The organism is Desulfurococcus sp. (assembly GCF_049970475.1).
Lineage (GTDB): Archaea > Thermoproteota > Thermoprotei_A > Sulfolobales > Desulfurococcaceae > Desulfurococcus > Desulfurococcus amylolyticus.
Window position 1 is genome coordinate 1 of the sequence record NZ_JBMFMW010000026.1, and the last position, 12,554, is coordinate 12,554.

Annotated in this window: 11 protein-coding genes and 1 pseudogene; 9 read left to right on the plus strand and 3 right to left on the minus strand. The window is 46.1% G+C overall.

Going from position 1 to position 12,554, the window contains the following annotated elements:
* Positions 1–568, minus strand: a pseudogene (locus ACP5N5_RS02815) (DNA ligase); the annotation flags it as partial.
* Between the two features lie 133 nt (positions 569–701).
* On the opposite strand from ACP5N5_RS02815, the gene ACP5N5_RS02820 reads away from it, so the two are divergent.
* Entirely contained in the window at positions 702–2,540 is a 1,839-nt protein-coding gene (locus ACP5N5_RS02820) for a S16 family serine protease (RefSeq protein WP_428132627.1), read from the plus strand.
* Here ACP5N5_RS02820 and udg read toward each other — a convergent pair.
* Positions 2,518–3,168 carry a type-4 uracil-DNA glycosylase gene (gene udg, locus ACP5N5_RS02825; RefSeq protein ID WP_042667318.1) on the minus strand — a complete coding sequence of 217 codons (651 nt, stop codon included), beginning with the start codon at positions 3,166–3,168 and terminating at the stop codon, positions 2,518–2,520. The genes ACP5N5_RS02820 and udg overlap by 23 nt on opposite strands.
* A gap of 81 nt (positions 3,169–3,249) precedes the next feature.
* On the opposite strand from udg, the gene ACP5N5_RS02830 reads away from it, so the two are divergent.
* Genes ACP5N5_RS02830 through ACP5N5_RS02840 form a run of 3 tightly spaced genes read left to right on the plus strand, consistent with a single transcriptional unit; the run spans position 3,250 to position 4,543 of the window.
* Entirely contained in the window at positions 3,250–3,999 is a 750-nt protein-coding gene (locus tag ACP5N5_RS02830; protein WP_428132667.1) for a GtrA family protein, read from the plus strand.
* An 11-nt stretch (positions 4,000–4,010) separates the two neighbouring features.
* Positions 4,011–4,244 carry a DUF5622 domain-containing protein gene (locus ACP5N5_RS02835; protein WP_014767456.1) on the plus strand — a complete coding sequence of 78 codons (234 nt, stop codon included), beginning with the start codon at positions 4,011–4,013 and terminating at the stop codon, positions 4,242–4,244.
* A 5-nt stretch (positions 4,245–4,249) separates the two neighbouring features.
* The gene (locus tag ACP5N5_RS02840) at positions 4,250–4,543 is read left to right on the plus strand and encodes a hypothetical protein (RefSeq protein ID WP_428132634.1); all 294 of its coding nucleotides are present in this window, start codon (positions 4,250–4,252) and stop codon (positions 4,541–4,543) included.
* Positions 4,544–4,557: 14 nt separating this feature from the next.
* On the opposite strand, the gene ACP5N5_RS02845 is transcribed toward ACP5N5_RS02840, so the two are convergent.
* Positions 4,558–6,042, minus strand: a complete 1,485-nt coding sequence (locus ACP5N5_RS02845) for a transglutaminase-like domain-containing protein (RefSeq protein WP_428132639.1) — start codon at positions 6,040–6,042, stop codon at positions 4,558–4,560.
* A 102-nt stretch (positions 6,043–6,144) separates the two neighbouring features.
* On the opposite strand from ACP5N5_RS02845, the gene ACP5N5_RS02850 reads away from it, so the two are divergent.
* Genes ACP5N5_RS02850 through ACP5N5_RS02870 form a run of 5 tightly spaced genes read left to right on the plus strand, consistent with a single transcriptional unit; the run spans position 6,145 to position 12,469 of the window.
* Positions 6,145–8,277: an ABC transporter substrate-binding protein gene (locus tag ACP5N5_RS02850; protein ID WP_428132647.1), complete on the plus strand. Its 2,133-nt coding sequence runs from the start codon at positions 6,145–6,147 to the stop codon at positions 8,275–8,277.
* A 58-nt stretch (positions 8,278–8,335) separates the two neighbouring features.
* Positions 8,336–9,394: an ABC transporter permease gene (locus tag ACP5N5_RS02855; RefSeq protein WP_428132651.1), complete on the plus strand. Its 1,059-nt coding sequence runs from the start codon at positions 8,336–8,338 to the stop codon at positions 9,392–9,394.
* A gap of 12 nt (positions 9,395–9,406) precedes the next feature.
* Positions 9,407–10,504 carry an ABC transporter permease gene (locus ACP5N5_RS02860; protein WP_428132654.1) on the plus strand — a complete coding sequence of 366 codons (1,098 nt, stop codon included), beginning with the start codon at positions 9,407–9,409 and terminating at the stop codon, positions 10,502–10,504.
* The gene (locus tag ACP5N5_RS02865; RefSeq protein ID WP_276814069.1) at positions 10,501–11,496 is read left to right on the plus strand and encodes an ABC transporter ATP-binding protein; all 996 of its coding nucleotides are present in this window, start codon (positions 10,501–10,503) and stop codon (positions 11,494–11,496) included. The genes ACP5N5_RS02860 and ACP5N5_RS02865 overlap by 4 nt, the downstream gene beginning before the upstream one ends.
* 7 nt (positions 11,497–11,503) lie before the next feature.
* Entirely contained in the window at positions 11,504–12,469 is a 966-nt protein-coding gene (locus ACP5N5_RS02870; RefSeq protein WP_428132664.1) for an ABC transporter ATP-binding protein, read from the plus strand.
* The last annotated feature ends 85 nt before the right edge of the window (positions 12,470–12,554 follow it).

Consider the following 12,554-nt stretch of genomic DNA (forward strand, 5'->3'; position numbering starts at 1 on the left):
CCATGACTGTTGCCTCGCCTATTCCAACCCTTAGCCTCCCTTCGACAAACCTCACGATGAACTTGGCCTCCTTGGGTGAGGCCTCTCTGAGGAGCCCGGCTAAAAGCCTTATTTTCAGATCCTTGCTTCCCTCGCCTTGAGCCATCGCCACCCTTACTAGTGTATCATACACTTTGTTAACCGTTAATTCCGGTTGTTGCTGAGTGAAGCTGAATAATGTTACACCCTGCTGTCTACCGCTGATCCTTGATTTTAATTGCTCGGCTACTTTACCCAGGTCGCCGAGGCTTTTGGCTAGGTCTTCAACCTGTGCCTCACTACTGTTCGTAGCCAGAGCTATAGCTTTAACCAGTAGCTTCTCGCCTACCCCGAGCTCCGGGAGTTCTTTCCAGTCAGGCCATAGCCTGCCCTGTATTAGATAGACAACGCGATCAATGATCTCTGGTGGGGTCTGCTTGAATAGAGTAACCAGCAGCGCGGTCATCTGGATCCTTGAGGTTATTACCTCTATACGCTCGAATACATCGGCGATAAGCCTTACCGGGATATCTGCCTGCCCGATACTCATGGAGTGCACCATCCCAGGTATATTTATTAGGTTTACTCCAATATAAAGCAACAATCCAGGTTTTTCAACCCCTGTTGAAATAAACCATAATATGGTGATGACAACCCGGCAATTATGAGCCGGAGGGCTGTGATTGATCAGTGTTACGCTGAGCCATGGAAACAGGCTTGCCGCAGGTGTTCTCACAGTACTCATCACGGTGTATATTATCGTCCAACCAGTTGTAGGTGTCGAGTACTGGAGCAGGGTCTCAGCTTTCAAGCTACTCGCTGTTGATAAAAATGGTAAAGGAGTAACAATAAGTGTAGAGCTAGGCATAGTTTACCCCGGGACAGGTTCCCTGAAAGTCCTAGGGGAGGGGAGCCTGGCCTCAGATACACTAGATTCCATTAGGCTCGCACTATGGTATGCCTCTATACTAGCAGACCTGGATCCCAGCGTCATCGATACATATATCATTGTAAAGGAACCGGTTAAAATAGAGGGGCCAAGCGCCACAGTATTATTCACACTGATACTTGTAGCATTAATGCGCGGGGACCCGGTTAACCCATCCTACTCAGCGACGGGCATCGTGACCCCTGGTGGGGTAATAGGTGGCGTCGGCGGGGTAAAAGCGAAATTCGAGGCGGCTTCTGAAGCCGGTTTAAAAAAGGTTCTGGCATCGATCATGGAGCCCGTTGACTCGCCACTATATTATCCATCCATAACACTCCTGGATGCATACTATGGGTTCACAGGGGTTAACATAACTAGTAGAGTTGAATTAATCCCTCAACAACTTATCGCAGGTAACACTATTCTCTCAGGGTTCAACGAGTCCTATACGTATTTCATCAACCAATACAGGGTGTTTAATTCATTGCTACCTGGAGCATGGAGTGATCACTATCGAGAGACAGCTATATATTACTATGAGAGAGCTTTGAAAGCTTATGAAGCCGGCTCACACTACCTAGCCGCATCATACGCCTTTACAAGCTTCTACAATATTCTCGCATCCTACCTCAACCATACAAGTATCAATAACCCAGCCGAGCTCCCCGAGAAAATCTCCTATTTCATGACCGAGGCTAATTCCACCATGGTTAATGTGGAGAACCTGCTGCACAATGTAACAAGTAGGCTCCTGAATAAGGGAGCTATAGATATATGCATCATAGATTCTCTCACCTCGGTATATGATAGGGTGCTGGAGGTTAAGCGGGGGATGACGTTGATCAATAACGTCCTTAATAAAACACTGCATCCACCTAGTATTATTTACGATGTCAGCTACCTCTACGCTAGATCCCTGACGGCCCTGAAATGGCTTGAGCTAGCCAGTGGAATCATTTATGAATGCGGTGTCAACCACCTAATCGACCCTGGAAACCTCGATCCAATACTGGACCGTCTTGAGGAGGCCCTTAGAATCCATTATGCATACCTTAACGACTTAACGAATTCAAGTATGGTATTAGTGATGGATGAGTCCACGAATAAGCTTGAGAGGCTTATACATCTTCTATCAGCTCTCGAAGACCTCGCCTCACAGTTCTACTCGATCACAGGCCTGGAAAACGCACTCCCAATATACGTTAACTCAACCATATATAACATACTCCTCGATGAATACGAGGAGCTCCTCTCACTCCTCAGGGAAAGCTCAGTAGTAACTAATACACTACCGTTAAGCACGCTAACCCTTATGGAGCTCGTCAACGGGAATGCCACGGTTCTAGGTGGAAATACATACTCGGCCACCCTGATTCTCAGAGAGTTCTCCAGGCTCTACACGTACCTCTACCTGGCGAGAATACAGGAGTGGAATGAGACAAGCAATAATATACATACATGGCTAAATATAAGAATGTATATAGCCTATACCTCGGCACTTCTAGCCGTGGTAGGAGTATTAGTAATGCTTACAACGGGTAAAACAAGAAGCCGGGCCACTTCACTAGAGATTACCGCCTGGAGGAATCATTAAGGAAATCCAGTATAGTCTTACCTCTCGCCTTTACGCCGGTGGATGCCTTAATGGCCTGGGACATGTGCTTCTTTATCACTTCTTCGAAGTCTCTTCGAAGCTCATCCTTTAAGCCTGGATTATAGAGCGCTGCAGCAGGGTGGAACGTTGGTATGATTACTACCTGGAGCCCATTTATTACAGCGTTATATGGTCTCCCATGCATCATGCTCATATTCACCCATTTAAGGCCTCCAAGCCTGAAAAGCGTTCTAGCTGCATGCCTCCCCAGGGCCACTATTAGCCTCGGCTTTATCAGCTCAATCTGCTTCAACAGGTATGGGAGGCAGGACTCTATTTCATCATCCTCTGGATCCCTGTTACCGGGGGGCCTGCATTTAACAATGTTAGTTATATAGACGTCCCCTCGTTTAAACCCAGTCGACTCTATTAACTCAGTGAGAAGCTTGCCAGCCGCCCCAACGAATGGCCTCCCGGTTTCATCCTCCTTTTCCCCAGGTGCTTCACCTATAAACATCACGCCAGCATTTACGTTGCCTTCACCTGGTACAGGGTTCCTCCTATACTGGCTCAGCCTACACCTCTTACAGTTTAAAATAGAGTTAACCAGGCTGTCCCACTCAGACATTTTAATCGCCGTTAGTCTACTGGATTAAAATAGCTGGGTTAAGTATTTTACGTATTAGATGGTGCATCATTATTGAGGCATGTGTACAAGGAGCTTTATGACAGCAATGGCTTCAAATACTATGTGCTGAAGGGATTCGAGGATCTAGTGGAGCTGCTCAGGGGTAAGGGGGTAGGCGTTGTAGTTTACCTAAGGGTGGGTCTCCTAGATAAATTGGTATTCAAGCTACTCGGGATCCCCGTGTACATTTGTGGGGACAGGGTTATCCTGGGGTTCTCAGTGGGGAGCAAGGATCCCGGGGTCCCCATATGTGGTGTGAATGAATATGGGGCTGAGGCCATTGAGCTTGGTGTAGATGCTAAGCTGAGGCTTTATAGCCTTAAGTTACCGAGGATGCTTGCCCTCCCCTTATCAGAGATCAACCGGGTAGCGAAATTCATAGTGGTGGGGGCCTCAGGAGTAGTCATCAATGTTTCAACAGCTATATTCTCACGTAGGCTACTCATAGGTCTGGATCAATTCATAGCTAATCCATTAGCGTCAAGCATAGGCTTCGAGTCAAGCATCATATGGAATTTCATTCTGCACGAGGAGTGGACTTTTAAGGAGGCTGGACTCAACAAGGGGGTCGGTGAGAGGTTGAAGAGGCTTGTAAAGTACCATTTAGCCAGTGCTGCAAGCTGGGCCAGCCAGGCAGCATGTGCTACATTACTACCAGCCTACCTTGCCACACCATTCTGGGCTGGGCAGGTCATAGGGGTGTTAATAGGGTTCGCGCTAAACTTTTTATTAGGATATATTTATACATGGAGCTGGAGTAGACTAAGGTGAAGGTGTTCGCAATGGGCTTGAAGCATGGTAAATACATCTATGTTAAGAGGAGTGATGGATGGTATGTGAAGGTCAGGGTACTCAATATAAGATTTGGCAAGAAACAAGAGGAGGGCATAGATGTAAATAATCCGACAAGATACATAGTCACCGGGTTTAAGACCAAGGTACCGCCTATCACGGCCATAGTAATCAGCGAGGACGCATTGCCCCAGCCGGTTAGAAGCCTCGTCAACGAGGTTTAGGGGTAATGTGGAGAGCCGCAAGGGATGAGCTAGCCAAGTATTTTTCTAAGGTTATATATGAGGAGCAAGGACACTACATGTTCTTTCTGCTTTCAAGCGGGCAGCATGAATACGTTCTCTGCATGGATAAGGCGAGTCAGTTCATGTATGGTAAAATAGTGAGGCTGGATAATACTGAATTTCTTAACTGTAGGGAGCTCGAGTATGAGCCCAGGGGGCTCTACGTGTTCGCTAGGAATCCCAGTGAACTAGTTGGGAAAATACTATCTAAACTAGGTAGCTATAAAACACTGGCTTGAATGGTTCACAGTATTCAACCCTGGTAGCATACACGTATAGTGTACGATTTTGGTACATCTACATCAGTTATAACTATATTAGCTCCCAGCGTACCCGTTAACCTGTCAGCCACGTAGACAGCGTATTCGTGGGCGAATATATCACTGTAATACTTGAATCCACCCCAATTGAATTCCAGGCAACCAGTGGGTCTTGCTCCCGGATTATACCTATATCTCTCCCTTAACACGTTAATTAGCTCGTTAATAAAACCAGGCGTGACATCGTCGAGCGTATTTGTATCAGGGTACTTCCTCAATAGGTCTTCGAGGGAGGTCCTGATCATCAATAGTTTAACAGTGTTGTTTTCGATCCATACTTCATGAAGGAATATGTCGCCGACTAATACACCGCCTATTATGGATTCCAGGCTGCTGAAATAGTCCTCTAACTCGATAGGCGGTAGCCCCTGGTCCAATATAAAGAATCCACCACCGATCACGATGCCCGCTGTTGCATGCCCCACCTTAGTGGTGTTGAAGACGAGTATGTACACACTACTACTCAGGTTAATGAGAGCTGTAGCGGTGAACAATGCGTAATCCGTACATATTCCCTTCCTTATGTTAGCGAAGGTTATTGGATCATATATGTAGCTATAGTTACTGTCCGCCTTAACGTAGTCGTATGAAGTGTTTTCTTCAAGCCATTGAAGCAGTCTCCAGGATGCATTCCCCAGGTCTCGTGGCTGGCTATCACCGTATAGGAGACTAGAGACGTACTGTATTGATGATGTATTCACATATTTCACCACCGCCTCAATAATCGTTGCCCCAGTACCTGCCTCCACTTTAATAGGTGTAGTCCTGCAGTCAGTGATATTGATCGTGGAGGTGGATGAGGCAATATTACAGGCCCAGCCGTTCAAAGCCTTGAATAACAATATAGGCCTACTCAGCCCCCTTGATGAAATCATATCGGTAATCTCGGCTACATCATATATTTCCATATAGTATAATCCATCATACTCCAGGAGCTTAGCATACACAGCAGGCACTGTTATCTGGAAAGGCGTGAGGTAGAAATAGTTGGTATTATTTACTGCATCCATCATGATTAACACCGGCCTCCATGAAGTATATCTCAGGACTACGTAACGTCCAGCAAGCATTAACTCGCCTCCCTCATCAACAAGTCTGAACGACGGTATAATCAGCTCCAGGCTGGTTAACTCACGTGCTTCAATAATTGTTGTTGTAGAGGTAAATGTAACCATGGTGCTCGACATAATTGTCTCTGAGAGGGTGGTGGTTACGGTGGTCGTCCTATATATCTCGCTGGTCAAAGTGGTGGTCACAGTGCTTGTCTCAGTAACGGTTCTAGTAGATGTCTTAGTGATGGTTGACACAGGATTTCCCCGACCTAGCCCAACGATAGGTAATGGGTATAGTGAGCCGATAATATATGCTATGATAAGGGATAATATTATGGAAACTAAAACAGTTCTCCACCCATTCATTTCCCTCACTCAACACGTTCCCCCAATAATGCATGGTATTAATAACGTGGGTAAAATTTATATTTTGTTTATACCTATTACTACACCCTGTAGGTGGTATATGTGAGTAAAGCTCTAAGTAGGACCGTTGCAATAATCCTCATTCTAATAGTCGTAATAGCTATCGGCATAGGAGCTTATTATTGGAGCAGCATGCAGCAGCCAACCCAGGTCACTAAGCCCACTAAGCCTATCCACACCCAGGTACTTTACTTGATATCTAATGATGAGAATACCAGGATTCAATTATATCAATCAGGCACGGTTGATATAGCTGCTGTAACACCTAGTAGGTGGAGGGATATAAATAATACGCCGGTAGGAAACTTTAAGCTTGTACTAGCCTTCGATCCAAGCAGACCCATGTTGACAATACAGCATATAATCCTCAACACTATGAAGGAGCCGTTTAATATAACAGAGGTGAGGCAGGCCCTTGCATGGGCTACACCGTATCAGGCTATATTGGATCAAGTGTTCAGCGGGCTCTACACGAGGTTATATACAATAGTGCCTAAGGGGTTACAGGGATACACCGAGCATAATATCGTTAAGTACGAGTATAATTTAACCAAGGCCAGGGAGATAATAGATCAATTAAAGCAGAGGGGCTTCGATCCCTCCAAGTACACGATAGAAATAGCGTACAACCAGGGTAACACAGCGAGGCAGCAGATAGCTGCAATGCTGCAGAACGCGTGGAGCCAATTAGGCTTTAGAGTAATAGTTAACACATATAACTGGCCCCAGTATCTCGATAAAGTAGATAACTTCAACTTCGATGTTGCATTACTAGGCTGGATCCCAGACTACCTCGACCCAGATAACTACCTGATGCCATTCGTATGGGGTGGTGCCGAGTTCACCGAGATCAATTACTATAAGGCTTCATCACCAAACGATGTATCCAACCACGTTTCCAGGGTTGAAAGGGTTATAGACACGGAGAAATACATTGTTGTAGTAGGTCCGAAGGGTAGTGGGGCATCATATACTGGTCCAGCAAACAAGCCGATACTAGTTGTCAACTATGTGCTGGATGAGGAGGAAACCATGAAGAACTGGGAGAAACCAGTATCAATGGTGACTATAGGTGCGCCTGGCTGGAAGGATATACCTGTAAGCGCGTTAGTGAAGCTCTCGAGAACAGTGCTTGACCCAGATATTAGGAGTGCCGTAATCAATGCCGCCGTAATAGTGTTCAATAATGAGTCCCCGATGATAATGCTAGGGCAGCAGGTTGGAGAACGTAATTATGGATCATGGGTCTACAACATGTACTACCCGCTTTCAGCGTTCGCTAGATACGACTTGGTGTGGGAAGACCCTAATGCACCAGTGGTTGACACGGGTGTATCAGGGATAAGAAACGACCCTAACACTATGGTTATTGCTACTATTGGATGGCCGGATACATTTGATCCAGCTAAGTCCTACGAGTCGTTTGGATGGGAGATATTCTGGCAGATATACAGTAGGCCAATAACATACTACTATGAAAACACTGATCCCGAGCCAGAGCTAGCCGTGGCATGGGCGTTCAGTAGTGACGCCACTGATCTATACCTTGTTATAAGGGGCGGTGTACAGGCTTACGATCCATGGAACAATAAGACATACCCAATAGATGCAACCGACGTCCTATTCAGTATTTGGAGAGTGGCTAGGACAAACCTGCCTGGAGGTCCATCCTGGATGATCTCGGACTTCATAGATGTGAATGCATCGCAGGTGCTAACCGAGGACGAGTTTAAGCAGGTGGTAAGCAACGGCTTGTCAACCGTATATCATGGGCAGTCGAAGACCGTTAAAAGCCTTGATGAACTACTAGGTTTCTTCAATTACTCTGGTCAGACAGCTGGGGTTGTCAAGTTAAAGCTGAAGTTCCCGTATCCGCCTATACTCCACGTATTGACGACGGCTGTGGGATGTGTTATACCGATGGAGTACGCCCTAGGAAACCAATACCAGCAGGCACTAGCCGACAGTAATAATGGTAAGAACCCAGCGGCGTGGGCCAGGTACGTTCTTGAAGGTGAAGACGACCCTACTTACAAGCTATTAAAGGATAAACCGGTGAGCACCGGTCCATACTACGTAGCCGACTACAAGGAAGACAGCTACATACTATTAAAACTTAACCCATACTACTGGAACGCGACAGTATGGTATGAACTCTACGGCTTCAAACCATAGGTTACCTGATATTTTTTTAAGGCCTCATCCTCGTTTCTACCCTATAAGAGGGAGATAAATGGGTCTGGGAAGATTTCTAGCCAGAAGAATAGCTACCTTCATACCCACGATAATAGGAGTATTATTCATAACCTACCTTATAGCATACGCCATACCAGCGGATCCTGTTAGGGCCTGGGTCGGAGAGAAATTAATGAACAGGGAGGCCCTTGAAGAAATACGCACGAAATACAAGTTTGATGCACCATGGTATGAGCAATTCGCGTTCTTAGTCACCAGTCTTCTAACAGGTAACCTTGAAGACCCTATACAACACAGGAACATCTTTGATGAGTTATTCTACAGATTCCCTATAACGGTTGAGGTAGCTATAATGGGTTTTATCTTCACGGCTATTATAGGCATACCACTAGGCTTCATAGCGGCTCTAAAAAAGGATTCAATAGTAGACTTCTTTGTTAGGATTTTCGCACTGGTTGGGAGTTCTCTGCCAGCATTCGTCTTATACTACTTCCTCATCCTCTTCTTGTTCACATACATGCATACCACGGTTCTAGCTGGAATGCCGTTCCCCTCACAGACATGTATAGCGTCTATTTCAGGCCTACCTAGTAAAATACCGGTGATAGGGCACATTGTATCGGCTATTGGAAGCGTCCCAATGTTCGGTGCAATGATGTGTGGTGAATGGGGTGTCGTAGCCGATACCTTCAGGAGGCTTTACCTACCTGGATTAGCACTGGGGTTACTGGATGGTGGATTAATAGCGAGGATAGTTAGAAACAGCCTGCTCGATAGTCTCAGCCAGGAGTATATTCAATACGCTAAGGCGAGAGGCCTTAGGAAGAGGAGGATATGGATGCATGCATTAAAGAACGCCTCCATACCAGTTGTAACAGTGCTGGGGACGCTTTTCGGCGGCTTACTCTCAGGTGCGATAGTTGCTGAGACAGTGTTCAATATACCGGGTCTCGGTAGATACATCTATAATGCTATAACAAGGCTTAACTTCCCAGCAATAATTGGTGGTACCTTCCTGGTAGCCATAGTATATGTAACGGTGAACCTAATAGTTGACATAATCTATGCGGTCCTCGACCCGAGGATAAGATATTAGGGGGTGGTGTTAATGGAGGCAATATATAAACTACTCGTTAAGATAATAGATAGCTATGCATCGCTGAGAGATAAGATCAATAAGGGTTGGAAGGAGAAGAATAGCTCCAGGATACGTGAATGGAAGCTCATGTCTTACGCTTTCAGTAAGAGCAAGATCGGGGTGCTTGGTGGAATACTAGTGTTCATCGAGGTAGTACTAGCCATAGTAGGCCCTATTATTGCATGGGAACCCTACTGGGTTTACCCGGTGATAAATAACCCCGATCTAAAACTACTACCCCCATGTATCCCACCATGGTGTACTGGGGGTCCATTACTTGGAACCGATGAATGGGGGAGGGATCTACTCTCTATAACACTCGTGGGTGTCAGGATCTCCTTCATTATCTCAATCCTAGTAGTATTATTCGGGGCACCATTAGGTATAATACTGGGACTGGTAGCAGGTTACAAGGGTGGTGTAATCGATGAAATAATAATGAGGCTTACAGACATATTCATGGCTTTCCCAGCGCTAGTTCTCGCAATAGCATTTGCTGCAGTGCTGCCAGAAAGGCTCAGACTACTCTTGGAGTCGAACACCATGCTAAGAGACTTCCTTGCAGCACTTCTAGGTTTAAGAGTGAATGAGTATCCCCAGATAGCTTCACTCCTAGCTGTATGGATAGCCATGATACTAGTATGGTGGCCCGGTTACGCCAGGATAGTTAGGGGAAGCGTGTTAAGTGCCAAGGAGCAAACGTTTGTGGAGGCTGCCAAAGTACTTGGCTTATCCACGAGGAGGATACTCTTCAAGCATATATTGCCAAACATTATTTCCCCAATTATAGTCATGATGACGTTTGATATAGCTACAGCAGCGTTATTCGCTGCCACACTTTCATTCCTGGGTCTCGGTCCGCAGGAGCCTGTCCCCGAGCTCGGCTTCATAATATCCAAGGCCGGCAACTGGTTCCCGCATAGGAGCTACCATATCGTTACCTTTGTAGGCATAGTCCTCTTGATAATAGCCCTCGGCTGGAACCTACTCGGGGATGCATTAAGGGATATACTTGACCCGAGAACCAGAAGGGCAATAGAGTTTACTGAGGGAGGTGAGAAGAAATGAGTATTGGGGGAGACCCGGTTCTAAGTGTTAGAAACCTCGATGTCAAATTCTACACCTACGCTGGAGTAGTACACGCCGTATCAAACGTCTCATTCGACGTCTATAAGGGTGAGATAGTTGCATTAGTTGGTGAAACAGGGTGTGGGAAATCCGTGACTACGAAGGCTATTACAAGGCTGATAGATCCACCCGGGAGAATAGAGGGCGGTAAAGCCTATTTCAGGAGAAGGAATGGCGAGGTAGTCGACTTGTTAAGTCTAAGTGATGAAGAGATAAGGGATATAAGAGGGAATGAGATAGCATACGTGTTCCAAGATCCTACATCAGCCCTCGACCCTCTCTACACTATTGGACACCACTTCTATGAAACAATGATTGACCATAGGAAGATAGATAAGAAGAACGCCATCCAGCACGCCGTAAACCTCCTCAAGGAAACACTTATCCCGAGCCCTGAGTCAAGAGTAAAGAACTACCCCCATGAATTATCCGGAGGTATGAGGCAGAGATCAGTGATAGCCATAGGATTAAGCAATAACCCAGTGCTCCTGATAGCTGATGAGCCCACAACTAACCTAGACGTCACCATACAGGCTCAGATCCTAGAGCTGATAAAGGATCTCCAGGCAAAGCACGGGATGAGCGTTATCCTCATTACACACAACCTGGGTGTTGTAGCAGAGGTAGCACACAGGGTGTACGTGATGTATGCTGGCAAAATAGTTGAGGAGGCACCGGTCGAGGAGTTATTTGAAAACCCCCAGCACCCATACACCAGGCTATTATTGAGAACGGTGCCCGATCCAACCAAGAAGATTGAGAAACTGGAATCGATACCTGGAACTGTTCCAAGCCTCATTAACCCGCTACCTGGATGCAGGTTCAGGGATAGATGTCCATTTGCATCGGAGAAGTGCCTAGAAGAACCCCCCATGGTTGAAGTGGGTAAAGCACACCAGGTTTACTGTTGGCTACATGCTGTAAAGGGGTGATACAGGGATGAGTGAGGTATTAATAGATGTGGTAAACCTGAAGAAATACTTCAAGGTTAGAGGGTTATTCTCAACGAAACTAGTTAAGGCTGTAGATGATGTATCATTCTCCATCTATAAGGGTGAGACGCTGGGACTTGTAGGTGAAAGCGGTTGTGGGAAGACTACGCTGGGAAAACTCCTTCTACTACTGCATGAGCCAACTGATGGAAAAATAATGTTTGAGGGTAAAGACATAACAAGGCTGAAGGGCGGTGAGCTCAAGGAGTTCAGGAGAAACGCCCAGATGGTCTTCCAGGACCCGCATACCTCTCTGAATCCAAGGATGACTATTGCAGAGATACTTGAAGAACCCATAAGGGAGCATAATGTTGAAATACAGGGGGATATAGAGGACTTCCTAGCCGACCAGATGAAGCTAGTGGGGTTGAACCCTGAACTCTTATATAGGTACCCACATGAGCTAAGCGGTGGTCAGAAACAGAGAGTGGCTATTCTAAGAGCCATACTCTTGAAGCCTAAATTCATCGTTCTCGATGAACCTACCTCCGCTCTAGATGTATCCGTTCAGGCACAGGTGCTTGAATTACTAAGGGATCTCCAGAGAAAATTCGGGCTTACATATCTCTTCATATCCCATGATATCTCAGTAGTAAAGTATATGAGCAACAGGATCGGGGTAATGTACCTTGGCAAGCTAGTTGAGATAGGTGGGTCGGATCAAGTATTCAATAACCCGTTGCACCCATACTCACAGATGTTGCTCTCAGCTGTCCCAATACCTGATCCAAAGATAGCTAGAACTAGGAAAAGGATTAAACTAGAGGGTGAACCCCCATCACCAATAAATCCACCCACTGGATGCAGGTTCCACCCGAGATGCCCCTATGCAAAGGATATATGTAGAAGAGAAACCCCTCCTTTGAGAGAAGTTGAGAAAGGGCATTATGTTGCATGTTGGGTTCGGGTCTAGTGGATATTTGTAATCGCTTGTAGATATTTTTAATTGCTTCATCCCCTTATTTCTTGCTCTCCCCCTTCCTCGGGCTTCATTGTTC

Excerpts from the sequence above, each read along its gene's own strand:
- udg (WP_042667318.1), bottom strand. The coding sequence starts at position 3,168 with ATGTCTGAGTGGGACAGCCTGGTTAACTCTATTTTAAACTGTAAGAGG.
- ACP5N5_RS02835 (WP_014767456.1), top strand. The coding sequence starts at position 4,011 with ATGGGCTTGAAGCATGGTAAATACATCTATGTTAAGAGGAGTGATGGA.
- ACP5N5_RS02840 (WP_428132634.1), top strand. The coding sequence starts at position 4,250 with ATGTGGAGAGCCGCAAGGGATGAGCTAGCCAAGTATTTTTCTAAGGTT.
- ACP5N5_RS02845 (WP_428132639.1), bottom strand. The coding sequence starts at position 6,042 with ATGAATGGGTGGAGAACTGTTTTAGTTTCCATAATATTATCCCTTATC.
- ACP5N5_RS02855 (WP_428132651.1), top strand. The coding sequence starts at position 8,336 with ATGGGTCTGGGAAGATTTCTAGCCAGAAGAATAGCTACCTTCATACCC.
- ACP5N5_RS02860 (WP_428132654.1), top strand. The coding sequence starts at position 9,407 with ATGGAGGCAATATATAAACTACTCGTTAAGATAATAGATAGCTATGCA.
- ACP5N5_RS02865 (WP_276814069.1), top strand. The coding sequence starts at position 10,501 with ATGAGTATTGGGGGAGACCCGGTTCTAAGTGTTAGAAACCTCGATGTC.
- ACP5N5_RS02870 (WP_428132664.1), top strand. The coding sequence starts at position 11,504 with ATGAGTGAGGTATTAATAGATGTGGTAAACCTGAAGAAATACTTCAAG.